The 24,775-nt window shown below is 71.4% G+C and carries 26 protein-coding genes and 1 pseudogene; 19 read left to right on the top strand and 8 right to left on the bottom strand.

Going from position 1 to position 24,775, the window contains the following annotated elements; genetic code table 11:
• On the bottom strand, nucleotides 1-890 hold an 890-nt coding region (locus ACE3P2_RS15395; protein ID WP_374266017.1), incomplete at its 3' end, for an NAD(P)-binding protein.
• Nucleotides 890-2,428: a polyamine aminopropyltransferase gene (locus tag ACE3P2_RS15400; protein WP_374266019.1), complete on the bottom strand. Its 1,539-nt coding sequence runs from the start codon at nucleotides 2,426-2,428 to the stop codon at nucleotides 890-892. The genes ACE3P2_RS15400 and ACE3P2_RS15395, both read right to left, overlap by 1 nt.
• 94 nt (nucleotides 2,429-2,522) lie before the next feature.
• Between ACE3P2_RS15400 and ACE3P2_RS15405 the strand changes: the two genes are divergently transcribed.
• The 5 genes from ACE3P2_RS15405 to speD all read left to right on the top strand — a co-directional run bounded on the left by ACE3P2_RS15405 (nucleotide 2,523) and on the right by speD (nucleotide 6,130).
• The gene (locus ACE3P2_RS15405; RefSeq protein ID WP_374266020.1) at nucleotides 2,523-2,909 is read left to right on the top strand and encodes a DUF350 domain-containing protein; all 387 of its coding nucleotides are present in this window, start codon (nucleotides 2,523-2,525) and stop codon (nucleotides 2,907-2,909) included.
• A gap of 204 nt (nucleotides 2,910-3,113) precedes the next feature.
• Nucleotides 3,114-4,121, top strand: coding sequence for an SPFH domain-containing protein (locus tag ACE3P2_RS15410; protein ID WP_374266022.1), 1,008 nt, complete (start codon nucleotides 3,114-3,116; stop codon nucleotides 4,119-4,121).
• Nucleotides 4,122-4,140: 19 nt separating this feature from the next.
• Nucleotides 4,141-5,634, top strand: coding sequence for a DUF4178 domain-containing protein (locus tag ACE3P2_RS15415; protein WP_374266024.1), 1,494 nt, complete (start codon nucleotides 4,141-4,143; stop codon nucleotides 5,632-5,634).
• Nucleotides 5,631-5,783: a hypothetical protein gene (locus ACE3P2_RS15420; protein ID WP_374266026.1), complete on the top strand. Its 153-nt coding sequence runs from the start codon at nucleotides 5,631-5,633 to the stop codon at nucleotides 5,781-5,783. The genes ACE3P2_RS15415 and ACE3P2_RS15420 overlap by 4 nt, the downstream gene beginning before the upstream one ends.
• A complete protein-coding gene (gene speD, locus ACE3P2_RS15425; RefSeq protein WP_374266028.1) occupies nucleotides 5,780-6,130 on the top strand; it encodes an adenosylmethionine decarboxylase in 351 nt (116 codons plus the stop codon). Before ACE3P2_RS15420 ends, speD begins: the two co-directional genes overlap by 4 nt.
• Before the next feature lie 12 nt (nucleotides 6,131-6,142).
• On the opposite strand, the gene ACE3P2_RS15430 is transcribed toward speD, so the two are convergent.
• Together ACE3P2_RS15430 and ACE3P2_RS15435 are read right to left on the bottom strand one after the other, a co-directional pair.
• Nucleotides 6,143-8,644, bottom strand: a complete 2,502-nt coding sequence (locus ACE3P2_RS15430) for a caspase family protein (protein WP_374266030.1) — start codon at nucleotides 8,642-8,644, stop codon at nucleotides 6,143-6,145.
• Nucleotides 8,645-8,804: 160 nt separating this feature from the next.
• A pseudogene (locus ACE3P2_RS15435) lies at nucleotides 8,805-9,008 on the bottom strand (hypothetical protein); the annotation flags it as partial.
• A 162-nt stretch (nucleotides 9,009-9,170) separates the two neighbouring features.
• Between ACE3P2_RS15435 and ACE3P2_RS15440 the strand changes: the two are divergent.
• The 5 genes from ACE3P2_RS15440 to ACE3P2_RS15460 all read left to right on the top strand — a co-directional run bounded on the left by ACE3P2_RS15440 (nucleotide 9,171) and on the right by ACE3P2_RS15460 (nucleotide 13,065).
• The gene (locus tag ACE3P2_RS15440; protein ID WP_374266032.1) at nucleotides 9,171-9,737 is read left to right on the top strand and encodes a flavin reductase family protein; all 567 of its coding nucleotides are present in this window, start codon (nucleotides 9,171-9,173) and stop codon (nucleotides 9,735-9,737) included.
• 4 nt (nucleotides 9,738-9,741) lie between these two features.
• The gene (locus ACE3P2_RS15445; protein WP_374266034.1) at nucleotides 9,742-10,065 is read left to right on the top strand and encodes a hypothetical protein; all 324 of its coding nucleotides are present in this window, start codon (nucleotides 9,742-9,744) and stop codon (nucleotides 10,063-10,065) included.
• 142 nt (nucleotides 10,066-10,207) lie between these two features.
• The gene (locus ACE3P2_RS15450; protein WP_374266036.1) at nucleotides 10,208-10,786 is read left to right on the top strand and encodes a phasin family protein; all 579 of its coding nucleotides are present in this window, start codon (nucleotides 10,208-10,210) and stop codon (nucleotides 10,784-10,786) included.
• A gap of 96 nt (nucleotides 10,787-10,882) precedes the next feature.
• On the top strand, nucleotides 10,883-11,959 hold the full coding sequence (locus ACE3P2_RS15455; RefSeq protein WP_374266038.1) for a PHB depolymerase family esterase: 1,077 nt from the start codon (nucleotides 10,883-10,885) through the stop codon (nucleotides 11,957-11,959).
• Between the two features lie 23 nt (nucleotides 11,960-11,982).
• Entirely contained in the window at nucleotides 11,983-13,065 is a 1,083-nt protein-coding gene (locus tag ACE3P2_RS15460; protein WP_374266040.1) for an ADP-ribosylglycohydrolase family protein, read from the top strand.
• 14 nt (nucleotides 13,066-13,079) lie between these two features.
• Here ACE3P2_RS15460 and ACE3P2_RS15465 read toward each other — a convergent pair whose 3' ends face one another.
• Nucleotides 13,080-13,379, bottom strand: coding sequence for a DUF2502 domain-containing protein (locus ACE3P2_RS15465; protein ID WP_374266042.1), 300 nt, complete (start codon nucleotides 13,377-13,379; stop codon nucleotides 13,080-13,082).
• A 149-nt stretch (nucleotides 13,380-13,528) separates the two neighbouring features.
• On the opposite strand from ACE3P2_RS15465, the gene ACE3P2_RS15470 reads away from it, so the two are divergent.
• The 4 genes from ACE3P2_RS15470 to ACE3P2_RS15485 all read left to right on the top strand — a co-directional run bounded on the left by ACE3P2_RS15470 (nucleotide 13,529) and on the right by ACE3P2_RS15485 (nucleotide 16,005).
• Entirely contained in the window at nucleotides 13,529-14,038 is a 510-nt protein-coding gene (locus ACE3P2_RS15470) for a hypothetical protein (RefSeq protein WP_374266044.1), read from the top strand.
• A gap of 94 nt (nucleotides 14,039-14,132) precedes the next feature.
• Entirely contained in the window at nucleotides 14,133-14,525 is a 393-nt protein-coding gene (locus ACE3P2_RS15475) for a hypothetical protein (protein WP_374266046.1), read from the top strand.
• The gene (locus ACE3P2_RS15480) at nucleotides 14,522-15,517 is read left to right on the top strand and encodes a 4Fe-4S binding protein (protein WP_374266048.1); all 996 of its coding nucleotides are present in this window, start codon (nucleotides 14,522-14,524) and stop codon (nucleotides 15,515-15,517) included. Before ACE3P2_RS15475 ends, ACE3P2_RS15480 begins: the two co-directional genes overlap by 4 nt.
• On the top strand, nucleotides 15,514-16,005 hold the full coding sequence (locus ACE3P2_RS15485; RefSeq protein ID WP_374266050.1) for a hypothetical protein: 492 nt from the start codon (nucleotides 15,514-15,516) through the stop codon (nucleotides 16,003-16,005). The genes ACE3P2_RS15480 and ACE3P2_RS15485 overlap by 4 nt, the downstream gene beginning before the upstream one ends.
• Nucleotides 16,006-16,018: 13 nt before the next feature.
• Here ACE3P2_RS15485 and ACE3P2_RS15490 read toward each other — a convergent pair whose 3' ends face one another.
• Complete coding sequence (locus ACE3P2_RS15490) at nucleotides 16,019-18,370, bottom strand: PAS domain S-box protein (RefSeq protein ID WP_374266052.1); 2,352 nt, start codon at nucleotides 18,368-18,370, stop codon at nucleotides 16,019-16,021.
• A gap of 152 nt (nucleotides 18,371-18,522) precedes the next feature.
• Nucleotides 18,523-20,007, bottom strand: a complete 1,485-nt coding sequence (locus tag ACE3P2_RS15495) for a YdiU family protein (RefSeq protein WP_374266054.1) — start codon at nucleotides 20,005-20,007, stop codon at nucleotides 18,523-18,525.
• A 251-nt stretch (nucleotides 20,008-20,258) separates the two neighbouring features.
• On the opposite strand from ACE3P2_RS15495, the gene ACE3P2_RS15500 reads away from it, so the two are divergent.
• On the top strand, nucleotides 20,259-21,656 hold the full coding sequence (locus tag ACE3P2_RS15500; protein WP_374266056.1) for a HAMP domain-containing sensor histidine kinase: 1,398 nt from the start codon (nucleotides 20,259-20,261) through the stop codon (nucleotides 21,654-21,656).
• Nucleotides 21,649-22,284 (top strand): response regulator, encoded by a 636-nt coding sequence (locus ACE3P2_RS15505; RefSeq protein WP_374266058.1) that lies wholly within the window; start codon nucleotides 21,649-21,651, stop codon nucleotides 22,282-22,284. The genes ACE3P2_RS15500 and ACE3P2_RS15505 overlap by 8 nt, the downstream gene beginning before the upstream one ends.
• Nucleotides 22,285-22,290: 6 nt before the next feature.
• Here ACE3P2_RS15505 and ACE3P2_RS15510 read toward each other — a convergent pair whose 3' ends face one another.
• Complete coding sequence (locus tag ACE3P2_RS15510) at nucleotides 22,291-22,740, bottom strand: cupin domain-containing protein (RefSeq protein WP_374266060.1); 450 nt, start codon at nucleotides 22,738-22,740, stop codon at nucleotides 22,291-22,293.
• 252 nt (nucleotides 22,741-22,992) lie between these two features.
• Between ACE3P2_RS15510 and ACE3P2_RS15515 the strand changes: the two genes are divergently transcribed.
• The 3 genes from ACE3P2_RS15515 to ACE3P2_RS15525 are packed head-to-tail and all read left to right on the top strand — an operon-like array spanning nucleotide 22,993 to nucleotide 24,755.
• Entirely contained in the window at nucleotides 22,993-23,922 is a 930-nt protein-coding gene (locus ACE3P2_RS15515) for a tetratricopeptide repeat protein (RefSeq protein ID WP_374266062.1), read from the top strand.
• A 3-nt stretch (nucleotides 23,923-23,925) separates the two neighbouring features.
• On the top strand, nucleotides 23,926-24,435 hold the full coding sequence (locus ACE3P2_RS15520) for a MotA/TolQ/ExbB proton channel family protein (protein WP_374266064.1): 510 nt from the start codon (nucleotides 23,926-23,928) through the stop codon (nucleotides 24,433-24,435).
• Nucleotides 24,432-24,755: a DUF2149 domain-containing protein gene (locus ACE3P2_RS15525; RefSeq protein ID WP_374266066.1), complete on the top strand. Its 324-nt coding sequence runs from the start codon at nucleotides 24,432-24,434 to the stop codon at nucleotides 24,753-24,755. The genes ACE3P2_RS15520 and ACE3P2_RS15525 overlap by 4 nt, the downstream gene beginning before the upstream one ends.
• The last annotated feature ends 20 nt before the right edge of the window (nucleotides 24,756-24,775 follow it).

Raw genomic sequence — 24,775 nt, forward strand, 5'->3', positions numbered from 1 at the left:
AGCCCGGCGAGGCCGTCGGGCCAGGTGAGCAGGGCGCCGTCGGGGGCATTGGCGGCCGCTCCGCCGCGGCTGGCGAAGTAGTGCAGGCCGGCCCAGGCCGAGACCCGCGCCGCGCCGGCGCCGTATTCGTCGCGGCACACGTAGTCGAGCCAGGTGTGCAGCGTCGGCGAGGCGTAGCCGCTGGCGACCAGCCAGTCGCGAAAGGTGACGCCGTCGAGGCGGCGCCAGTCGGGGTCGGCGGACGAGCGCACCAGCGGCACGCAGAACAGCCGGCGCCCGTCGCGACCGCGACGCCGGGTGAGGTCGGCGACGAAGGCCAGAAAGCGCCGGTGCTCGGCCGCCTCGGCGGGGCCGACGGCGTCGGTGGGGAGCAGGCCTTCGTGCCAGACGCCGTCGAACAGCAGGCGTTCGTCGGGGGCGTGCACCAGCGCGGTTTCGGCGAAGCGCGGGCGCGCGCCGAACGGGTCGGCTTCGATGACGCCCTGCTCGAAGAGGATTTCCCGCACCGCCGTCGATTCGAGGGACGGCAGTGGCAGGTAGTGGGCGCCGCGGGGATGGGCGAGCGGCCCGGCGGGGCTGTCGAACACGCCGCCGGCGGCGTTGCCGAAGGGCTCCGGACCGTCGAGCAGGATGAAGTCGGCGTGTCCGGCGCGGGCGAGCCGTCGCGCGGCGGTGAGGCCGGCGATGCCGCTGCCGAGGATCGCCACGTCGCAGCGCTGTTCGCCGGCCGGCGCGGGCAGCGCGGCGCCGTCCCGCAGGGCGTGGCCTTCCGCCATGCCGGGGTATCGGATGTCGAGCGGGATGCCGAGCCCGCGCAGGCGCTGACAGCCGGGCAGGGCCAGCGCGGCGAGGGCGGCGCTGCCGGCCTGCAGGACGCGGCGACGCTGCATCAGCGCACCACGTTGCGCCAGTCCTGCTCGAAGTAATGCACCAGGCGCTGGCTGTTGAGCCGGTTGGGCTCGACCGGCAGCGGACGCATGTCGGGCGGAAACTGGAACATCAGGCGGGTGGTTTCGGCGTCGAGGAAGCGGGTCGGCACGTCGTAGCGGGTGGGCGGCGCGAAGCCGGGGCGGCGGGTGGCGAGGTTGAAGCCCCACTCGCCGAAGGAGGGCACGTAGGCGTGGTAGGGGTGGGTGTGGAAGCCCGCTTCGCGCAGCGTGGCGTCGATGCACCAGTAGCTCTGCGGGGCGAACCACGGCGAGGTGGATTGCACCACCAGGGCGCCGTTTTCCGACAGGTGGCGGGCCATCAGACGATAGATCGGCACCGAGTAGAGCTTGCCGAGGCCGAAGTTGGAGGGGTCGGGAAAGTCGGCGACGATCAGGTCGAACACCTCGGCGTTCGTCTCCAGCCACTGGCCGGCGTCGGCATTGACGACGGTGACGCGCGGGTCGGACAGCGCACCGCCGTTGAGGCCGGCGAGTTCCGCGTTGTGGGTGAACAGCCCGGTCATCGCCGGGTCGAGGTCCACCAGCGTCACGTGGGTCACCTTGGCGTGGCGGAGGATCTCGCGCAGCGCCAGCCCGTCGCCGCCGCCCAGCACCAGCACGCGCTGCGCCCACGGCATCGACTGCAGCGCCGGATGCACCAGCGCCTCGTGGTAGCGGTGCTCGTCGCGGCTGGAGAACTGCAGGTTGCCGTTGATGTGGAGCCGCATGTCGTCCTTCCAGCGGGTCACCACGATGCGCTGGTAGGGGGTGGTGGTGGCGTAGATCACCTCGTCGCCGAACAGGCCGCGTTCGGCCCAGCGGGTCAGCTGCTCGGCGCCGACCAGCCCGGCGGCGAGCAGTGCCATCGTCACCAGCCCGCGGGTCAGGCGCTGGCGGGGCCGGGCGATCTCGGCGCGGTAGTGCCACAGCGTCCACAGCGCCACCGCCGCGTTGGCCATGCCGAACAGGAAGCCGGTGCGCGACAGCCCCAGTTTGGGCGCCAGCACCAGCGGAAACAGCAGCGAGACCACCAGCGCGCCCAGGTAGTCGAAGGTCAGCACCCGGCTCACCAGCTCGGAAAACTGCGCCTGGCGCCCGTGCAGCACGCGCATCACCAGCGGAATCTCCATCCCGACCAGCACCCCCAGCGCGAACACCAGCGCGTACAACACCGTGCGAAAGGGCGCCGACAGCCACGCGAAGAGCAGGAACAGCAGCGTCGCCGACACCCCGCCGACGAGGCCGACCAGCAGCTCGATGTCGATGAAGCGGGTCAGCGCGTCCTCGTCGCGGACGTACTTCGAGAGGTGCGAGCCGACGCCCATCGCGAACAGGTAGCAGCCGATGATCGACGAGAACTGCAGCACCGAGTCGCCCAGCAGGTAGCTCGACAGGGCGCCGGCGATCAGTTCGTAGGCCAGCCCGCAGGAGGCGACGACGAACACCGACAGGATCAGCAGGCGGTCGGGGACGGGCGGGGCGGGTGCGGTATCGGACATGGGCGCCGAGTCTACCCGCAAGCCTGCCCGGCCGCGCTTGCCCGGCGGGAAAAATGCTGGCTAAATGCCCGGCTGACAGTCAGGAGCCCCGGTGATGGACGCCTTCGTGAATTATCTCGCGCATCTTGTTTCGGGGCTCGGCATGGTCGGCCTCTTTGCGGCGGTTTACATGGCGGTCACCCCGTTCCACGAGCTGACGCTGATCCGCCAGGGCATCGTCGCGCCGGCGCTGTCGCTGGCCGGTGCGGTGGTCGGCTTCTCGCTCACGGTGGCCTCCAGCATCCTGCACAACGACAGCTACCCGCTCTTCCTGATGTGGTGCGCCACCGGGCTCACCGTGCAGGTCGCCACCTACGCCGTGCTGAGCCGCCTCTTCCCGCGCCTGCCCGACCAGCTCGCTGGCAACAACGTGGCCGCCGGTGCCACTGCCGGCGTGGTGTCGCTGGTGGTGGGCATCGTGAACGCCGCGTGCATGTCGTGATCCCTGAAATCGACGCAGACTACGCGCGCCGGCCTGCCCGCGCTGCGGCCACGACTGGACGATCCGCGAAGGGAAGGGCGTGCCCATGGCCGAGCAGATGCTCACCTGGGATCGCTGCCCCGGCTGCGGGGCGCCGATGAACGACGATCTGCTCGCGCTGGCCCTGGCCCGCGATGCCCAACGTAAACCGTAACAGGAGAAACCATGAGTCTCGGATCATTCATCAGGAAGCAGTTCGTCGACGTCCTGCAGTGGAACGAGGAGGACGACGGCACGCTGGCGTGGCGCTACCCCATGGAGGACTTCGAGATCCAGTACGGCGCCAGCCTCACGGTGCGCGATTCGCAGCTGGCGGTGTTCGTCAATGAGGGCCAGATCGCCGACGTGTTCGGCCCCGGCCGCTACACCCTCACCACCCAGACCATCCCGGTGCTCACCAACCTCAAGCATTGGGACAAGTTCTTCGAGTCGCCCTTCAAGTCGGACGTCTACTTTTTCAGCACCCGCCTGCAACTGGGCCGCAAGTGGGGCACGCCGCAGCCGATCACGATCCGCGACACCGATTTCGGCATGGTGCGCCTGCGCGCCTTCGGCATGTACTCGTACAAGCTGGCCGACCCGAAGCGCTTCTTCACCGAGATCAGCGGCACCCGGGCGAGCTACACCGTCGATGAACTGGAGCAGCAACTGCGCAACCTCGTGGTCGCCACCATGAGCGCCACGCTGGGCGGCGCCGAGCTGCCCTTCCTCGACATGGCCGCCAACCAGATCCTGCTCGCCGAGCGGATGCGCGCGGCGATGACGCCCACCTTCGAGCGCTACGGCCTCGCGCTGGACAACTTCGCGGTCGAGAACATCTCGCTGCCCGAAGAGCTCCAGAAAGCCATCGACACCCGCATCTCGATGGGCATGGTGGGCGACCTGGGCAAGTTCACCCAGTACCAGGTGGCGAACGCGGTGCCCCTGGCGGCCCAGAACGAAGGTGGCCTGGCCGGCGTCGGTGCCGGCCTCGCGGCGGGCGTCGGGATGGGGCAGGTGATGATGGACGCCCTGCGCGGCAGCCAGGCCCAGGCGCCGGCCCCCGCCGCCCCGGCCGCCGACGACCCCGAAGCCCGCCTCGCCAAGCTCAAGTCGCTGCTCGACAAGGGCCTCGTCACCCAGGCCGACTACGACACGGCGAAGGCCGAAATCCTGAAAAAGCTGATCGGCTGACCCGCGCCCCGCCCTGACCGTGTTCAAGCTCGCCTGTCCCAGCTGCGGCGCCGAAGTCGCCTTCCGCTCGCCCACCTCGGCGCTGGCGGTGTGCGCCTACTGCCGCAGCACCCTGCTGCGCGACGGCGAGGCGGTGCGCGACGTCGGCAAGATGTCGGCCACGCTCGAGGACTACTCGCCGATCCGCGTCGCCACCGCCGGCATCTACGCCGGGCGGCGCTTCGGCGTGGTCGGGCGCATCCAGCTGCGCTACGACGACGGCTTCTGGAACGAGTGGTATCTCGTCTTCGACGACGGCGGCACCGGCTGGTTGTCGGACGCCTCCGGCCAGTACGCCGTCACCCTCGACACTGGTCTCGCCGGCGATGCGCCGCGCTTCGCGCAGATCGTCCCCGGCGGGCTGTACCGCTGGGACGGCGTCGCCTACGCGGCGTCCGACCTGCGCACCGCCCGCTGCACCGGCGGCGAGGGCGAACTCCCCTTCCGGGTCGATGCCGGCTGGACGGCGAAGGTGGCCGACTACCGGCAGTCCCACCGCTTCCTCACCCTGGACTACTCCGACGGCGACACCCCGCGCCGCTATGCCGGCAAGGCGGTCACCCTGGCCGACCTCAAGTGCCAGTTCCTGCGTAGCGCCGCCGACATCGCCGCCAGCGCCGGCAAGCTGCCCGGCCGGGCGGCCAGCCTCGAATGCCCGGCCTGCGGGGCGTCGATCGACTGGCGCCCCGCGGTGGCGGCCCACCTCCACTGCCCCGCCTGCGGCACCGAATCCGACGCCACCGGCGGCACCGCCCAACTGCTGGAAGCGGCCCGCCGCGAGGCCCTCGTGCCCACCACCCTCGCCCTGGGCGACGCCGCCACCATCGACGGCCAGCGCTACACCCTGATCGGCCTGATGGGGCGGCGCACCACCGGCAGCGGCGAGGCATGGACCGAATACCTGCTGTTCAGCGAGGCGGCCGGCTTCCTGTGGCTGGCCGAAACCGCCACCGGCTGGCAAAAGGTCAAGGTGCTTGACGCATTTCCGGAGGCCGTCTCGGCCAGTGGCGTGCGCTTCGCCGACGCCGCCTACACCCGCACCGATGGCTACACCGCCGAGGTCACCCACGCGGCTGGCGCCTTCAACTGGCGGGTCAAGGTCGGCGACCGGGCCAGCGTCACCGAATACGCCGGCGGCCGTGGTCTCCTGGTCAGCGAGCGCACGCCGGCCGAAATCACCTGGGCCAAGTCCCAGCGCGTCACCGCCGCCAGCGTCGGCGCGTGGTTCGGCAAGCCGGCCCTGGCCGCCGCGGCCATCGCCAGCGCGGGGGACGCTGCGCCGGCCGCGCCCGCCGAGCCCTTGTACGGCCTCGCGGCCAGTTTCTCGGCGGGGCTCTTCGTCCTCAACCTGCCCATCGCGCTCTTCGGCCACAACGGCGGCGGCGTGATGTTCCTGGTGGTGATCGGCCTGGTGCTCCTGTGGGCGCCCCTGTTCAGCGACAGGTTCGGCGACGCCTTCGAGGACGGCCCATGAAGCGGGCCGGTTACATCGTCTACGCCATCCTGGTGGTCGTGGCGGTCACCCTGGTCAATCTGGGCAGCCAGTCGAGCAGCAACCAGCGCTGGAGCAGCGGCGGCTCCTCCGGCGGCAGCTGGTCGTCCGGCGGGGGCGGCCACAAGTGAGCGCCCACCCGCCCCGCGGCCGCCATCTGCTGGCCGATCTGTCCGGCGTCGCGCCCGAACGCCTCAGCGACCCCGACGCCCTCGAAGCGCTGCTGCGCGCCGCCGCCCGCGCCGCCGGCAGCACCGTGCTCGGCGGCCATTTCCACCCCTTCGGGCCCGGCCAGGGCGTGACCGGCGTGCTGCTGCTGGCCGAATCCCACCTCAGCATCCACACCTGGCCCGAGCACGGCTTTGCGGCGCTGGATGTTTTCATGTGCGGCGCCGCCCGGCCCGAGCTGGCCATCGACGCCATCGAAGCCGGCCTCGCCCCGGCCGCCTGCGTGCGTCGCGAGGTGGCACGGGGCTGAGGGCGCCGGGTCTCAGCGTTTCTTGGTCAGCATGAAGTTGCGGAAGGCCGGGGCAAACTCCGAAAGCATGATTTGCTCGTGGCCGAATAAGTGCCTCGCGCTGTCCTTCAGTTCCTCATCGACGTAATTGGCCAAGCCCAGCACCATCACCTCGCCATGACGGTTGGCGGCGGCCCCCTCCAAGCCTTGTAGCAGCGCGGAGGTAAACAAACCGTGCTTCAGGCTCGTGTGCTCGCGGGCTTCGTTGGCCGATGCCGAGATCACCGCCCGGCCGCTGAAGGAGGCAAAGCGGTTGAGCGCCTCCTTGAAAGCAGGCAGCGAGAACTTGCCCGACGCGCAGGTATCCAGCAACACCACCGCCTTGCTGGCCTTGATGTCCGCCAGCAGCTCGCGCAGGCGGCTGCCCGACAGGGATTGCGCCAGCAGCGCGGCCCGGTTGGTGTAGCGCACCTCGTAGGGCTGGTAGAGGTAATCGCCGCGGTCGTCGTGGCTGCCGTGGCCGGCCAGGTAGACCACCAGCACGTCTTCCGGCTGCGCCTCGCGGGCCACCGCCTGCAGGGCCGCCACGATGTTGTCGCGGGTGGCCTCCAGTTCGGTGAAGAGGTAAGGCCGGGCCAGCTCCACCAGCGTCGCGTCGTGGTGCCGGCGCAGGGTGTCGGCCACGCTGCGGGCGTCGTCGGCGGCGTAGCTCACCCCGTCCCGCAGGCTGGGGTCGTCATAGCGGCTCACCCCGGCCGCCACCACATACAGGCGGGGCTTGCGCAGGGGCAGCACCGTGGGCTCGGGCACGTTGATTTCCAGCGTGCGGGTCTTGGAGAGCAGGGTGTTGCCCGCTGCGTAAAAGCCCACCTCCAGCTTCACCTCGCCGGGCTGAAAGCGCAGCCGCTGGTTGAAGGGGCCGCCCGCGGGCACTTCGCGGCTGGCCGCCTGCTCCACCCCATTCACCCGGATCGACGGGCGCCCGAGGCCGCCGCTGCGGGGCGTCACCGCCACGCTCAAGTCGTATTCGCCACTGCCCAGCGGCGTTAGCGTCACTTCGCCCAGCTCGGGCGGCAGGCCCTGGGCCAGCGCCGCGCGCACGTCGCCCACCGCCTTCAGCGCCGCGGTAATGGCGGCCTCGTTGCCGTCCAGCCGGGCGGTGAGCAGCGCCGGGCGGTAAAACTGCTCGCGCAGCTGGGCTGAACTCACAAAATCGGCCGCCTGGTCGCGCCCCTGGTTGAGGGTGTAGCCGAAGAGTTTTTCCGCCTCCGGCGACGAGGCGGCAAAAAATCCCTCCGGGGCCCACGCTATCCAGCGCTCGCCGTCGGCGTGCACGAACAAGGCCAGGGCTTCACTGCCGTCCTGCGTGCGATACCAGCGAATCGTGCCATCGCCCAGGGCCGCCACCACGAAGCGGCCGTCGGCACTGAGGTTCGCCAGCCAGGCGACGCCGGGCACCGGTTTGGCCCACAGCGCCTTGCCGGTGGCGTCGAACCAGCGCAGGGTCCAGTCGGTGCCCAGCGCAAAGTGGCGGCCGTCGGCGGCTACCGCCAGGCTGCGGGACATGTCGTAGGGGGCTAGGGGCAGGGGCTGGCCGGCCAGCAGGGGGCGGGAAGTGCTGCGCCAGCCCTCGATCCTCAGGCTCTCACGGCGGGGCGGCTGGAGGTCCGGCGTCGGGTCGGCCCGCTCTAGGCGCAATTGGCGCCAGTCGAACACCCGCGGGCTTCGTTGCCAGGCACCTTGACGCCAGACCTTGTGCTCAAAGGCCAGCCGCTCGCCGTTGGCGGCCAGCCGAAAGCCCTCGAAGTTGCCCCGGTGGTCGACCAGCGGCGGGCCCTGGGTCGGGCCTATCCGCCCGGCGCCATCGACGATGCCCCAGCTGGGGTCGCCGGCGGCAAACAGCAGGCGCCCGTCGGTCAGCGGCTGCAAGTCCATCACGGCGTTGGTGGCGACTGCCCAGACGGCCTGTTGGCGGCCGCTGTCCGGATCGAAGACGCGGATCGGCCTTTGTCCGCCCACGTCATTGGTCCCCGCCGCGAACACCCGGCGCCCATCCGCCGACCACGCTACCCTGCCGAGATTGCCGTTGTAGGCGGCACTGGTGTTGAGGCCCATCAGCGGGCGCAGATTGAGGCCGGAGACGATGCGCAGCGCGGTGCTGTCTTCAAAGCCCACCGCAATGCGCGCCCCGTCCGGCGAGAAGCGGGCGAAGAAAGGTCGGCGGCCCCCGTCGCTGGGCTGGGGCGGCACGAGGCGGCGCAGGGCCGCGTCGTACAGGCGCAGCTTGCCGTCCAAGGCGGTGCTCACCAGCCGGCCGGCGGGGTCGAAATCCACGCTGTAGCTTTGGCCCCCGTAGTCCTCGTCGCGCCCCAGCTCGGCAAAGGGCGGGGTGGTGGCATGGACGCGGATGCCGCCTGCCCCCAGTGCGATGGCCAGGCGCTGGCCGTCCGGCGACCAGGCCAGGTGATGCACCACATCGGGCAGGCCGCGGATGCGCCCGAGCAGCCGGCCGTTGGTGCGGTGGAAGAGGAACACCGAGTCTTGCCCGGCGATACCGGGCGTCGTCCACCCCCCCCACCGCCACCGTCGCCGCGTCCGGGCTGATCGCCACCGCGTAGAGCTTGCCCTCCTGATTCGGCCCCACCGGCACCCGCAGGGTCTGCAGCAGGCGGCCGTCCCGAAGATCCCACACCCGCGCGGTCTTGTCGTGGGAGGCGCTGACCCCGTAGCGCCCGGCCCGGTCCACCGCGAAGCGGTTGATCGACGCGGTGTGCATTCCGACGTCCAGGGTGGGGAAGGGCTGGGTGGCGGCGGGGGCTTCTTCGGCGGCTTGGGCAGCGGCCGGGAGCAAGATGAGCAGCGCGGGCAGCAGCAGGCGGAGCAGGCGAGTGGCAGGCATGATGGTCACGCAGCGGGCATGGGGCGAGTGCCCCAAGAATACGTCGGCATCCGCCGATTTGCCACGGGGGCGATGACGCCCGCAAGGGGGGCCGCGGGGCTCGCCGCAGGCGAGGTGGGGTCGTAGAATCGGGGCTCCTTCGCAACGCCGTCAGCGCCCGCCATGACCCCCAACGCCGTCCCCCTGCCCGAGTCCTACCGTCTCCTCAACCACGGCCCCACGGTGCTGGTGGCGTCGGCCCACGGGGGGCGGCGCAACGTGATGGCGGCGGCCTGGAACATGCCGCTGGATTTCGACCCGCCGAAGGTGGCGGTGGTGATCGACAAATCCACCTTCAGCCGCGAGTTGATCGAGGCCGCCGGCGAGTTCGTGCTGGCGGTGCCCACCCGGGCCATCGCCGACAAGGTGGTGGCGCTCGGTTCCTGCTCGGGGCGCGACGGCGACAAGTTCGACGCCCTGGGCATCGACACCCTGCCGGCCGCGCAGGTGGGCGCGCCGCTGCCGGGCGGCTGCATCGGCTGGCTGGAGTGCAAGGTGATCGACGAGCCTCACATCCAGCGCACCTACGACCTGTTCCTGGGCGAGGTGGTGGCCGCCTGGGCCGACCCGGCGGTGTATGCCGCCGGGCGCTGGCATTTCGAGGCGGGTGGCGACGCCCTGCGAAGCGTCCACTACATCGCCGGCGGCGCGTTTTTCTCCACCGGCGATGCCTTCGATGTCAAGGCGTGACCCCATGACCCTGAACCTTGTCTTCGACAATTCACAACTCGCCCATATCATCGACCAAGCGATGATTTATCAATGCGCCTGCCCCGGCCAGGTGGCCCAGCATATCCTTGGTCTGCGCGAGCTGTTCCGCTACCAGACCCGTTGCCGGGCGACGCGCACCGAGGATTTCGGCATCCACGCCCGGATCATGGAATCCGTGCAGAAGACCCACGCCGAGATGGAGATCTGCCTGGCCGACGTGCTGGCCGCAGAAGGTTGGGACATGGCCACCCTCACCATGCCGGAGAGTCTGCGCAAGCTGCGGGACGACCTGTTGGCGGAGGAGTGAAAGCAGGTTTTCTGCGGGTGCTTCAATTTCGTTGTGCACCGCACAAAAAAGGCTTGCAAAAGTTTTTGCTGCGGTGCAACATGGCGCCATACCGAAACCAGTTCGGTGATCGCAAGCCCAACCCAAACTTGAGGAGATCATCATGTCCGCCACCCCCGAGCAATACGTCGCCGCCGCCAAGTCCAACGTCGAAGCCGGCCTGAACAGCGCCTCCACCTTCGTTGCCGCCGTGTTCACCGCCGTCGAGCGCGTGTCCACCCTGAACCTGGCCACCGCCCGCACCGCCTTCGACGACAGCGTCGCCTTCTCCAAGGCCGTGCTGGCCGCCAAGGACCCGAAGGCCGTCGCCGCCCTGAACCTGGGCGCCGTCACCCCCGCCGTCGAGAAGGGCGTTGCCTACGGCCGTAGCCTGTCCGTCATCGGCGGCGACACCAAGGAAGAGCTGACCAAGCTGGTCGAAGCCGAAGCCGCCATCCTCGGCAAGAACTTCGACACCGCCCTGGAAGCGCTCTTCAAGAACGCGCCGGCCGGTTCCGAAGCCGCCGTCAAGGCGGTCAAGACCGCCCTGGCCAACGCCAACTCCGCCTACGAAGGCGCCACCAAGGCCGCCAAGCAGGTTGCCGCTGCCGCCCAGGCCAGCGTCGAGAAGGCCGCCGATGTGGCCGTCGAGAGCGTCGAGAAGGGCACCAAGGCTGCCGCCTCCGCCCTGAAGGTCGCCTGAGACGCGATCGGGCGCGGTGGTCTCGAACCGCCGCGCCGTTCCCGGTAGTATCCCAAAAGGCCCCACGGGGCCTTTTTGGCATTCAGGAGGCGCCCGATGGGTCGTCGCAAGTCACCGCTGGTTTCCGCCTTGTTCAAGCTCACCCGGGCCGGGCTGCGCCAGGGCACGCGCATCGGCCAGGCCGCGGCGGAGCAGGGCATCAAGTCGGGCAACCGGCTCGCCGAGCGCGCCGGGCGGGCGCTGAAAGCCGTCGCCACGCCCACCGACGCGCCGCGTCCGGTGGCCGGCGGACGCTGGTACGAAGGCCGCTGGGGCCTCGGGCCGCTGGCGATGCGGCGCTACCGGCTGTTTGTCCCCACCGGCGGCAGCGCCCGCAAGCCCTTGCCGCTGCTCGTACTGCTCCACGGCTGCGCCCAGGACACGGCTGCCTTCGCGGCGGTGACGCGGGCCGCCGCCACCGCCAAGGCCCGCGGTTTTGCGGTGCTGATGCCCGAGCAGGCCCAGGAGGCCAATCCCCAGCGCTGCTGGAACTGGTTCGGCAGCGACCTGCGGGTCGGGGTCGAGGCGCAGATCCTGATGGCGATTGTCGACCACGCGGTGGCCGAGCATCCGCGCATCGGCGGGCCGCTGTTCGCGCTGGGGCTGTCGGCCGGCGGCGCGATGGCGCTGACCCTGGGGCTCGACTACCCGACGCGCTTCACGGCGGTGGGCAGCCATTCGGGCGCTGCGCCCCACAGTGCGCGCAACCCGCTGCAGGCCGGGCAGGCGATGCGCGGGCGTCGCTCGCCGGACGTCGATGCACTGGCGAGCCGGCTGGCTGGCCGCACGCCGCCGCCGCTGTTGCTGATCCACGGCGACCTGGACCCGGTGGTCGCCTTCGACAACGCCCGCGCCGCCGCCGAGCTGTGGCTCGACCTGCTGCCCGCCGGTGCGCCGGTCCGCGAGCAGCACACCGAACGCCAGCGCGGCGCCCGCCGCGCCCTCAGCCGCAGCGACTGGCTGCACGCCCGCCGGCCCTATGTGCGCCTGCTGCGCGTGCACGGCCTTGCCCACGCGTGGAGCGGCGGGGCCGCCGGGCAGGCGTTCTCCGATCCCAGCGGGCCCGATGCGCTGCGTCTGGCGTGGCAGTTTTTCGCGGCGGTGATGGAACGGGACGGCGCCCGGCCCGTCTGACCCGATTTGGCCGGGAGATTGTCATGTCCGACGCCGCATCCGCCGAACGCCTCCGAGACCGCGCCGCCGGCGCCGTGATGGGCGCCTTCATCGGCGACGCCCTCGCCCTCGGGCCGCACTGGTACTACGACCTCGACGCGCTGCACGCCGACTACGGGCCGTGGATCGACGACTACACCGCGCCTCGGCCCGGGCGCTACCACGCCGGGCTGAAGGCCGGGGATCCGTCCCAGGCGGGCATCCTGCTGACGCTCACGCTGCGCTCGCTGGTGGCGCGGGGTGGCTACGACGAAGCGGACTTCTGCCGCCGTCTCGACGCGGAATTCTTTCCGCAGCTCGACGGCACGCCCATGGCCGGCCCCGGCGGCTACACCAGCCAGTCGATCCGCGAAGCCTGGCGCAAGCGCGTCGTCGATGGCCAGCCGTGGGGCGCCTGCGGCGGCAACGCCGACACCACCGAAGCGGCCGAGCGCATCCTCGCCATCGCGGTGCGCTACGCCCGCCAGCCCGCCGAGCTGGCCGCGGCGGTGGGCCGCAACGCCGCGCTGACCCAGACCGACGGCACGGTGCTGGCGATGACCGTCGCCTTCGGCGCGGTGCTCGGGATGCTGGTCGAGGGGCACGCCCTCGACGGCGAGCTGTCGGGCAAGTTGATGGCGCGGGTCAAATCCGGCGAGCTGCCCTTTCATGCGGTGACGAGCGGCAACCTGGAGGCGCCGCGCCCCGGCGCCGAGGCCGATCCGGCGGGGCGCTTCCCGTCCCCGGACGCGCTGCTCGGGCCGTCGAACATCGCCCGCGCCGCCCTCGATCCGGACGTGCGCATCGAGCCGGCCTGGAAGGCGTCGCTGGTCTATGGCCTGCCCTGCGCCGTGTATCACCAGTTTCCGGCGGCGTATTACCTTGCCGCGCGCTTCGGGACGGATTTCGAGCCGGCGGTGCTGCACGCCGTCAATGGCGGTGGGCAGAACCTGGCCCGGGCGATGCTTACCGGGGCGCTGGTGGGCGCCCGCTGCGGGCTGTCGAGCATTCCGCGCCGTTTCATCGACGGGCTCGCCGACGCCGACGAGCGGGTCGGGCTGGCGGAGCGGCTGGCTGCCGCGGTTTAGGCCGCCGGGCCGCCTCAGCAGCGGCCTTTCTTGGCCTGGCCGGGCGGGCAGAAATGCGCGTCGTTGCCGCGGTCGGGGCGCGGTTCGCAGCGCCCGCGGAAGTTCTTGCGGCCTTCGTAGCGATGGCAGTTGTCGCGCCACCAGGCTTCGTCGCGCCAGCGGTCGCCGTCCCAGTAGCGGCCGTCGCGGTCGCGGTCGCCGATGTAGAGCGACACGCCGGGGGCGCGGATCGACAGGTCCAGGTCGACGGCCTTCGCCGGCGTGGCAGCCAGGATGGCCAGCAGGGTCAGGGGCAGGAGCATGGGGGCGCGCATGGGCAGTCCTCGCAAGGGTTCAAAGCGCCAACTATAAATCGAGATATGCCCGTCGGACGGGGACGACAGACTCGAAGGGCGTGCTGCACGCCGCATCCCGACGTCGTTACAATGGCGCAAAAAACTACGTCGGCATCAGGAGACAGCCCATGGCCGTGATTTTCGCCAAGACCGCCCGCGGCCACGCCGAGATCGAAACCCGCGCCGGGGGCCTCAGCCCGCGGGTGCGCCGGGTGCTGATCTTCGTCGATGGCAAGCGCCCGGTGGAGGTGCTGCGTGGCATGCTCCAGTCCGACGATCTGCAGCACACCCTCGGCCTGCTCGAGGAAGAGGGCTACATCGAGATGGTCGGCGTGGCCGGGCCGGGTGGGCGGGCGCTGCCCCTCGACGCGGTGCTGCCGTCGGCCACCACCTTCCGCCTGCATCCGCCCGGCGACGATCCGGTGCGCCTGCAGCAGGCCCGCAACTTCATGCTCAACACCCTCAACGCCTTCGTCGGCGCGCTGGGCACCAGCTCGCTGCAGGAGCGCATCGACGCGGCGCGCAACCAGGCCGAGATGCGCGCCCTGTTCGACGAGTGGTACCACGCCATCGTCAGCTCCCGCGACGGTCGGCGTCAGGCGGAACATCTGCGCGGCAAGCTGCTCGAAGTGATCTGAAGGCGCCCGCCCGGCGGGTTTCCGGCCGACGCGCCGCGGCGCTTGCCGTGGGTCAAAGACGGCGGTGTCCGCGCTTCGCTACAGTGAGGCCGCCATGGACGATTCCAGTCTCGATTTCGACATTCCCGGCCGCGAGCTCGCCGTCACCGCAGAGGCGCTCTATCTCGCCAACCTGATGATCGTGCCCGGCCTGTCCTTCCTGGCCCTGCTGTGGCTGTGGTGGCGCGAGCGCGGCCAGGCGCCCGAACTGGCCCGCGGCCACCTGCGTCAGACCGTCGCCGCCAGCCTGTGGGCGGGCGTGCTGCTGGTGATCGCCAACGGGGCCATCCTGCTGGCCGGCGGTTACGCCTCGCCGCACACCTGGATCATCGTGATCCTCTACTTCACCACCTGCCATTCGACGCTGATCTTCTGCGGCGCCATCGGGCTCGCCAAGGCGCTGGCGGGCAAACCTTTCCGCTTTCCGCTGATCGGGCCCAGGCCATGACGGCGCGGGTGATTCCGATCAAGCCCGTCGGCACCGCCGCCGCGCCGCCGGACGGCGGCCGCCAGCGGCTGCGACGCTGGGCCCAGGCCGGGTTCTTCGTGCTGTTCGTGCTGGCGCCGGTGTTCAACCTGCTGCGCTACGACCTGGTCGCCGGCCACGCCTGGCTGCTGGGGTTTGAATGGCACGCCGGGCTGGAGGATTTCTCGGCCGGGCGCATCGATGCGCTGGGTGCCGTGGGGCGGGTGATCGGCCGGGTGCTCCTGCCGATCCTCGCCACCGGCGCACTGCTGATCTGGGTGTCGTGGAAGTGGGGGCGGCTCTATTGCGGCTGGCTGTGCCCGCATTTCTCGGTGGTCGAGACGATCAACGCCTACATGCGCCGGGCCACCGGCAAACCCAGCGTGTGGGAGCCGCGCCGGCTTCCGCCCCGCGAGCCGGACGGCCGTGCGGTGCGCTACGACAAGCGCTGGTGGTTCGTCACCGTGCCGCTGGCGGTGGGGTTTGCCTTCGTGTGGGCGGTGGTGCTGCTCACCTACCTGCTGCCGCCGTTCCGGGTGTACGGCGACCTGCTCGCCGGCACGCCGACCCGCAACGAGTTCATCTTCATCACCGCCGGCACGCTGGTGCTGTCGGCCGAGTTCCTGTTCGCCCGCCACCTGTTCTGCCGCTATGCCTGCGCGGTGGGGATGTTCCAGAGCCTGGCCTGGATGGGCAACCGGGACGCGATGGTGGTCGGCTTCGAACGCGACCGCGCCGCCGACTGCGCCAGCTGCTACAGCGCCTGCGACCACGTCTGCCCGATGCGCCTCAAGCCCCGCAACATCAAGCGCACGATGTTCACCTGCACCCAGTGCGCCCAGTGCGTCAGCGCCTGCGAGACCACCCAGCAGGACAACCCGCGCGGCCCGCTGCTGCAGTGGGTGGCCGGCGAGGCGGCGCGCCACAACGAAGCGGCCTTCGCCGCGCCCCGACCCGAAAGGAAGATCCCGTGACCGGCTTCAACGACTTCGCCATCGCCCGCGCCCTGCACGTGCTCGCGGTGCTGCTGTGGATCGGCGGCGTAGCCTTCGTGACGCTGGTGCTGCTTCCCGCCTGCCGCGATCTGGCGGAGCCCGCGGACCAGCTCGCCCTGTTCGAGCGCCTGGAGCACCGTTTCGCCGCCATCGCCCGCGGCAGCGTGCTGCTGGCGGGCGCCTCGGGTCTGTGGTTGGTGTGGCGGCTGGGGGTGTGGGAGCGCTTCGCCGATCCGGCCGGCTGGTGGTGGATGCACGGGATGGTGGCGGTGTGGACGGTGTTCGCGCTGATGCTGTTCGTGCTCGAGCCCTTCGTGCTGCAGAAGGTTTTCGCCGAACAGGCCCGTCGCGATCCGGTCGCCCTGATGGCGCGCATCGCGCGCCTGCACCGCGTGCTGCTGGCGGCGAGCCTGGCGGTGCTGCTGGGGGCAGTGGCCGGCAGTCACGGCGGCTGGCACTTCGGCTGAGCGGCCGCGGGCTTCAGTGCTGACGTAGCCAGCGGACCACCGTGGCGTAGAGCCGGGACGGGTCCACCGGCTTGGCGAGAAAGTCGTTCATGCCGGCCTCGGTGCAGCGCTGACGGTCTTCGGCGAAGGCGTTGGCGGTCATCGCGACGATGGGCACGTGGCGCCCCCAGCCTTCGGCGCGAATGCGCCGGGTGGCTTCGAGGCCGTCCATCTGCGGCATCTGCATGTCCATCAGGATCAGCGCGTATTCGCCGATCACCGCCATCGCCACGGCTTCGCGGCCGTCGTTGGCCACGTCCACCGCCAGCCCCAGGTCGCCGAGCAGTTCGCGGGCGATTTCCTGATTGACCGGCTCGTCCTCGGCGAGCAGCACCCGCGTGCCGTGGAGGGCGCCCACCAGCAGGGCTTCGAGGTTGTCGGCCTCGTCGTCGGCGGGCGCGGCAGTGGCGACCGCCTTGCGCAGCCTGGCGGTGAACCAGAAGACGCTGCCCAGGCCGGGCGTCGAGTGGGCGCCCGCTTCGCCGCCCATCATCTCGGCGAGCCGGCGCGCGATGACGAGGCCGAGGCCGGTGCCGCCGTGCTTGCGGGTGGTGGTGTTGTCGCCCTGCTCGAAGGCGGTGAACAGGCCGGCGAGCACCGCGGGGGTGATGCCGATGCCGGTGTCCTCGACTTCGAAGCGCAGCAGCGTGTCGTCCGCGCCGTCCTCGAGGACGCGCAGGCGCAGCACGACGCTGCCCCGGTCGGTGAACTTGACCGCGTTGCCGGCGAAGTTGAGCAGCGCCTGGCGCAGCCGTGTCGCATCGCCGATCAGGCGTGGCGTGCCGGGCGGCACGTCGACGATGAGCTGCAGGTGCTTTTCGGCGGCACGGGTGTCGACGAGGCCGGCGGCGTCGCGCAGCAGCTCGCCCGGGTCGAGTTCGAGCTGTTCGAGCTGGAGCTTGCCGGCCTCGATCTTGGAGATGTCGAGGATGTCGTTGATGACCTGCAGCAGGTGGCGGCCGGCGGCGTCGATCTTGTCGAGCTGGGCTGTCTGGCGGGCGTCCAGGCTGGTGCGGCGCAGCAGGTGGGTCATGCCGATGATGGCGTTGAGCGGGGTGCGGATCTCGTGGCTCATGTTGGCCAGGAAGCTGCTCTTGGCGTGGCTGGCGGCTTCGGCCTCGGCGGCGCGGCGTTGCAGCTCGCCGTGCAGGACGGCGATGCGGGCGTCCAGCGCCTTGCGCTCGCGGTTGTCGACCATCGTGGTGCTGCTGAAGGCGGGGCTGCCGTCGGCGTGGCGGATCATCTCGGCGCTGACCCGCACCGGCAACACGCTACCGTCCTTGCAAACCACGTCGAACGCCACGTCGTCGATGCGCCCACTGCGGACGAAGGCCGCGAACTGCTGTTCGAAGCGGGCCCGCTCGTGGGGGGCGAGCACGTCGCGGATGTTGAGCTTGCCGACCACCTCGTCGCGGCGGTAGCCGAGCATCCGCAGCTCGGAATCGTTGATGGCGATGAAGCGCCCGGCCGGGTCGAGGGAGTGGTAGCCGCAGGGCGCCTGGTTGTAGAGGGCGTCGATCTCGGCGCTGCGCTGACGCACGAGCGCCTCGAGGTGGTTGCGGTGCTGGTCCAGTTCGGCCTCGGCGCGCTTGCGCTCGGAGATGTCGGAGTGGGTGCCGGCCATGCGCAGCGGGGCGCCGTCGGCGTCCCACTCGACGACGCGGCCGCGGGTGAGCACCCACTTCCAGCCGCCGTCCTTGGTCAGGCAGCGCAGCTCGGCCTCGTGGAAGGGCGCGCGTCCCTGGAGATGGCGCTCGATGGCGGCGGTGGTGGCGGGAAAGTCGTCCGGGTGGACGTACTTGGGCCATTCCTCCACCGACAGGTTGCGCTCGCCCTCGGCGAAACCGAGCATCGATTCGAAGCGGGCGCTGACCTCGAAGGCGCCGGTCTGCAGGTTCCACTCCCAGAAGCCCTGATTGCTGCCTTCGAGGACGCGGGCGTAGCGCGCCTCGCTGGCGCGCAGCTGGCGTTCGGCCTCGCGCTGGGGGGTGATGTCGCGCAGCGCGACGCAGATCCAGCGCTCGGCCGTTTCGGTGTCGAAGGCGCTGGCGTGAAAGGCGGCGACGAAGCTCTGTCCGTCGCTGCGGCGGCTGCGCGTCTCGCCCTGCCAGCGGGTGCCCGCCACGGCGTCGGCGAGGCCTTCGGGCGGCGTCTCCCACAGCGTGCGCCAGTTGCGGCCGAGCAGCGCGGCGGGGGTGTAGCCGAGTAGTTCGCACGCAGCCTCGTTGGCGGCCACCACCTCGCCGTCCGGGTGGCAGCACACCAGCGCCTCCGGGCTGTGCACGAACAGGGCCGACGCGACGTAGGCCGGCGGGGAGTGGGGCATGGTGGAGGCGCTCCGGGTCGTAATGGGAAGGATTTACGGCGCGGTGGGGTAAAGCTTTGACCCGGTTTGTAACATGCCGTGGCGTGCCGCACAGGCGGTGAGAAACATCTGCCCCGCGGCCGGCACCCGGCGGGGCGCGGCGCGGGGGCGACTCAACTCGAGCAGCTGACCGCCAGCCCGGCGGCCCAGTCGGGGGGCGGGGCGGCGAAGCGCTCGAACTGCGGCTGCTCGTCGAAGGGCCGCGCGAGGCAGGCGCGCACGGCTTCCACCTCGCTGAAGTCGCCGGCGCGGGCGGCGCGGATGGCGGATTCGGCGATCCAGTTGCGCAGAACGAACTTCGGGTTTGTCGCGTCCATCGCCGCCTGGCGCTCGGCGTCGGGACGGCCTTCGGCGCCGAGGCGGGCGCGCCACAGGGCGAGCCAGGCGTCCAGGGCGTCGCGGTCGAGGGCGAGGTCGCGCAGCGGGGCGTCGGCGGCGGCCCGCTCCGCTTCGTCCACGCGCGCCGGCAGGCGCCCGAGGCGGCGGAAGAACTGGGTGAAGTCGAGGCGCTGCTGCTGCAGCAGGGCGAAGGTGTCGCCGACGAAGTCCTCGTCGCCGGGCAGGGCCTGGGCGAGGCCGAGCTTGGCGCGCAGCAGGTCCATGAAGCGGGCCTCGAAAGTGGGCGCGTAGCTCGACTCGATGGTGGCCTGCACGTCGTCGGGTTCGCCGATCAGGGACGACAGGGCGTGGCCGAGGGCGTAGAGGTTCCAGTGCCCGATCTGGGGCTGGGCGCGGTAGCTGTAGCGGCCGTGGTCGTCGGAGTGGTTGCAGATGTGGCCGGCGTCGAAGGCGTCCATGAAGCCGAAGGGGCCGTAGTCGAGGGTCAGGCCGAGGATCGACATGTTGTCGGTGTTCATCACGCCGTGCATGAAGCCGACCGCCTGCCACTGGGCGATGAGGCCGGCGGTGCGCCGTGCCACGTCGGACAGCAGCGCGGCGTAGGGGTTGGCGGCGGCGCGGCAGTCGGGGCGGAAGCGGTCGATGACGTAGTCGGCGAGCTGGCGCAGTTCGGTCGGCCGGTTGCGCGCGGCCCAGTGCTCGAAGGAGCCGAAGCGGATGAAGCTGGGGGCGAGACGGGTGACGACGGCGGCGGTCTCGATCTCCTCGCGGCGCACCGGCGCCGGCGAGCCGACCACGCACAGCGCGCGGGTGGTGGGGATGCCCAGCGCGGCCATCGCCTCCGAGCACAGGAATTCGCGGATGCTCGAGCGCAGCACCGCGCGGCCGTCGGCAAAGCGCGAGTAGGGCGTCTGGCCGGCGCCTTTGAGCTGGATTTCCCAGCCGCTGCCGGGGCCCGCCACTTCGCCGAGCAGGTGGGCGCGGCCATCGCCGAGCTGCCCGGCCCAGACGCCGAACTGGTGGCCGGAGTACACCGCCGCGAGCGGTTCGCTGCCGGGCAGCAGGCGGTTGCCGGCAAAGGCCTGGGCAAACTCCGGGCGGGCGAACTCGGCGGGGTCGAGGCCGATCAGCGCGGCGGCGTCGGGGCTGGCGGCGACGAGATGGGGCTCGGGCAGCGGCTCGGGCGGCAGGCGGGTGTAGAAGGCGTCCGGCAGGCGCGCGAAGGCGTTGTCGAAGGGAAGGGTTTCGAGGGTGGCCATGGTCGGTTGGGGAGGGCTGTCGTTGTTGTGGGGGCGCTGCGGATCGGACCTGCGGGCGGCGGGCTTTGTTCCGCCGCCGTCGGCGCGGCAGGATAGCCCGAAGCGGGCCGGCGCCGGGGCGTTCGGGCAAATTGCCCGGCGACGATGGGGTAATCTGCGGGGCGCGCGGCGCCCGCCGGTGCGCGCGACCCTGCCCGCCGCCTGAGGCGGCGCTCCGTTCCCTTCCGTTCCCTTTTCCGCGCCGTGCCCGCATGAAGGATTGCCCGACCACCCCGCCCGCCGCCCCGGCCGCGGTGGACCTCAAACGCCACCTGCTGCTGCGGGTGAGCCTGTTCGCGCTGGCCGTCGGCGTGGTGGCCACGGTGGTGGTGCTCCACCAGACCCGGGCGCGCATCCGCGATCACCTGGCCCGCACCGGCGTCACGGTCGAGCGGCTGATCGCCGGCGAGGCCGACCAGTTGCGCGATGCGTTCCGGCGCAGTCTGGACGGGCTGGCCCTCACGTCGCTGGATGGCATCGGCCCGCTGCTGGGCATCTGCGTGGCCGTGGAAGATCTCTACAAGCGTCCGGTGGTGAGCCGCTGCTTTCACGACGACGGCGAGGCGCCGACGCCGGTGCGCTGGCTGCTGGCGCGACTCATCGGGCCGGAGGTCGCCTACCGCGGGGTGATCGGCCAGTACCCGGGGGTGAAGGTGGGCGAGTTCGTCGTCACGCCGGATCTCGACAGCGAGGGCCGCGCCGCGTGGGTGCAGATCCGCACCGTGCTGGGCATGAGCCTGGCGATCCTGCTGCTCAACCTGCTGATCTACCGCCCGGTGCGCCGCGCCCTGCGGCCGGCCGACCAGATCCTGGCGGTGCTGGGGCGGATGGAGGCCGGCGACCTGTCGGCGCGGATGCCGCGCCCGCGGCTGATCGAGCTGCGGCGCATCGCCGCCGGCTTCGACCACCTCGCCGCGCAGCTCCAGAAAACCCTCGCCGCCCAGCGCCAGCTCGCCCAGCGCCTGCTGGCGGTGCGCGAGGAGGAGCGCCGCCGGCTGGCCCGCGAGCTGCACGACGAATTTGGCCAGTGCCTCGCGTCGGTGGGGGCCGAGGCGGCCTTCATCGCCGCGCGGGCGGAATCCACCGATCCGTCGCTGCTGCCGGCCGCCCGGGCGGTGTCGGCGGTGACCGGTCACATGATGGAAAGCCTGCAGGGCATCCTGCACCAGCTGCGGCCGGTGGGGCTGGAGGAGTTCGGCCTGACTGCGGCCCTCGAGCAGCTGGTGGCCGGCTGGCGGCGGCGCATGCCGGGCTGCGATTTCGCCCTGACCGTGACGGGCGCCGTCGATGGGTTGCCCGACGGGCTCACGGTGAGCCTCTACCGCATCGTGCAGGAGAGCCTCACCAACGCCCTGCGCCACGGCACGCCGGGCCGGGTGGCGGTGGACCTCGCGCGGGACGCCGCCGGCTGCCGGCTGCGGGTGGAGGACGACGGCGAGGGCGATGCCCCGCCGAGCCCCGGCAGCGGGCTGGGCGTGCTGGGCATGTGCGAGCGCGTCGAGGCGCTGGGCGGGCAGTTCGCCCTCGAACCCCTGGCGCCCCGCGGGATGCGGGTGCGGGTGGATTTTTCGCCCGAGGCGCTGCAAGCCACGGAGCCCACCCATGACTGAGCACACCCGCCTACTGCTGGTGGATGACCACGCGGTGGTGCGCGAAGGCTACCGTCGCCTGCTGGAAACCCGGCCGGACCTGCAGATCGTGGCCGAGGCGGCCTCGGCCCGCGAGGCGCAGGCGCAGTTTCGCGACCACGCGCCCGACGTGGTGGTGCTCGACCTCGGCCTGCCCGACATGGGCGGGGTCGAGCTGATCCGTCGCCTGCTCCAGCGGGACGCGGGGGCGCGCATCCTGGTGTTCTCGATGCACCGGGAGCCGCTGTTCGCCACCCAGGCGCTGCGGGCCGGCGCGCTGGGCTACGTGACCAAGAGCAGCCCGCCGGACGTGCTGGTGAGCGCGGTGTACCAGGTGGCGGCGCGGCGCCAGGTAATCAGCCCGGACATCGCGCCGGAGCTGGCGCTGGCCCTCATCGACCGCCCGAAGGCGCCGCTCGCCGAGCTGGCCCCGCGGGAGTTCGAGATCCTGCGCCTGCTCCTCGACGGGCTGGGGGCCGAGGAGATCGGCGCCCGCCTGTCGATCTCGGCCAAGACGGTGCAGAACTGCCACTACCAGATCAAGAGCAAGTTGGGTGTGCGCAGCGACATCGAGCTGACCCGGCTGGCGCTGCGTCTCGGGTTGATCTGAGCCGGCTCAGGCCGTGGCGGCCGCGGCCCGCTGGGCCTCGAACAGCGCCTGCAGGGTGTCGAGCGTCAGCTCGGCGATGGTCTGGCCGGCGTCGTCGAGGATCTCGTAGAGCAGTTCGCCGGGCAGCGGCCGCATGCTGAACAGCACGATCGCGTCCTCGGCGCCGCCGCCTTCCCGGTGGGGTGTCTCGCTGGCCGGCGAGACGGTGTAGCTGCCGGTGGGGCGCACCTCGCGCAGGCGGCCGTCCAGCTCGTAGAGCCGGTGTTCGCCACGGATCACGAAGGTGTGGTTGAGGGCCTTGTGGCGGTGCAGGACGATCTGCCGGCCGGCGTCGAAGCGGAACAGCACGTCGGCGATGCGGCGCGCCATGTCTACTTCGAGGATCGAATAAGCGAAGTGGGGAAAGTCGCCGAAGGGCTGCCAGCGGATGGCGTCGAGGTCGAAGGCGTGGGGCATCGGGGTCTCCTGAAGGGTTTGGGTTTGGCCGGATGGCCGACGCCAGTAAACCCCGCCGGGGGGCGGGCCGCCGAGGTCAATCTGCCCGCCCGGGCCCGGGCAGACAGCCCGACGGGGGCGGGCCTCCCGGCGTCGGGCAAATTGCCCGTCCGATCCGGGGCAGGATGCCGCCGACGGCCCGTCGTGCCGGCCATAAAGTGGCTCGGGAGACAGGCGCCGCGGTGGCGCCGTCCGCAACCGACGGAGACCGATATGCGCGATCTGAAGCGGGTTGCCGTGCTGCTCCTGCTGCTGGCCTCCGGCGCGGCGGCCGAGGCCGGCAACCCGTTCTGCGGTGGCCCGGTGCCCCAGGCCGGCGAGCCCACCGACCTGGCCCACGTGGTGGGCGACCAGACCCTGGAATACCTCGCCGACCAGCCCGCCAGCCTGATGGTGTGCAGCAAGGGCTATCTGTTCGAGAAGTGCGGCGACCACGCGACGGCGATGAAGATCTTCGACCGCTGCATCGCCGCCGGCTACATCGGCGCGATGATCTGGAAGGCGCTGATGCTCCAGGACGGCGCCGAGGTGCCCCGCGATCTCCCCGGCGCCGCCGAACTGATGCGCCGCGCCGCCGAATCGGGCGATTCGCCCTACGCGGTGCTCGGCAAGCTCCACTACGCCAGCGCGCTCCACGAGGGCAAGGGCGTGCCGAAGGACGAGGCGGCCGCCCGGCGCTGGTTCGAGGCCGCCGCGGCCGACGGCAACCCGGACGCCATCGAGTTTCTGCGCACCGGCTACCACGTGGGCGACCGGGACGGCGCGGCGCGGGGCGTGGGCGTGCCGCCGCCGGCGCAGGCCACCCCGTTGCCGGGTGATGTGCAGGAGTCGGCCGCCCGCCCGATGGAGCGCATCGGCGCCGCTGCACCGATGGCCCACCGGCTGAGCCAGGCCCCCGTGTCGCGCCCCGCCGCGCCGCCGGTGGCGCCGAACACCGATTTGCCTCCCGCGGCCAACGCCGCGCCACCATCCGTCCGCCCGGGCTTGCGCCTCGATCCGGTGGTGCCGTCTGCCGCACGGCCGGCCTCGAACTCCGCCGGCGGCCTGCTGGCGGTGCTGCTCACCGCCTTTGCTGCCGGCGCCTTCGGTCAGGCCTGGCGCGGCCGGCGCGTCACCCCTTCCCTTGTCCTTTCCGGAGCCTGAACCATGAACCCTTCCATCGACGGCCTGATGTACGCGGCCAGCCAGCTGTTCCTGATCCCCGTGCTGGCCGCCATCGGCCTGCTCTTCGTGTATGCGTTCTACGCCCTCGGCGCCTTCCTGTGGCAGATGGCGCAGCGTCGTGCCGGCGTGGCGGCCGGTTTCGAGCTGGCGGTGGCACGCCGGGCCGACCCGTGCCTGCAGCCGGCCCAGCTGGAATCCATCGCCGTGGCGCGGCTGGAGCGGGTGCGCATCGCCACCCGGGTGACACCGATGCTCGGGCTGGTGGCGACGATGATCCCGATGGGGCCGGCCCTCACGGCGCTGGGCGAGGGTGACCTGGGCGACGTGTCGCGCAGCCTGACGGTGGCCTTCTCGGCGGTGATCCTGGCGCTGATCGCGGCGGCGCTGACCTACTGGATCGGACAGGTGCGCCGACGCTGGTACGCCGACGATCTGCTCGCCATCGAGCAGGGCGACCTGGCTGCCCGCCCCGCCGGCGAGGGCGCGCGATGAGCGGCCTGCGGCGCCGGCTGACGGAAGATGCCGACGGGGACGACCCGCTGCTGTCGGTGGTCAATTTGATCGACGTGTTCCTGGTGCTGGTGGCGGCGCTGCTGCTGGCGGTGGCGAAGAATCCGCTCAACCCCTTCACCGACGAGCGCGTGACGGTGATCCGCAACCCGGGCACGTCGGGCATGGAGGTGGTGGTGAAGGAGGGCCGCAAGATCGAGCACTTCCGCGGCGACGGGGCGAGCCAGTCGGCGGCGGGCGGCGTGCGCGCCGGCAGCGCCTACCGGATGCCCGATGGCGGGCTGGTGTACGTGCCGGAGTAGCGATGCGTGCGCCGGGGGCG

Source organism: Zoogloea sp. (assembly GCF_041911615.1).
Lineage (GTDB): Bacteria > Pseudomonadota > Gammaproteobacteria > Burkholderiales > Rhodocyclaceae > Zoogloea.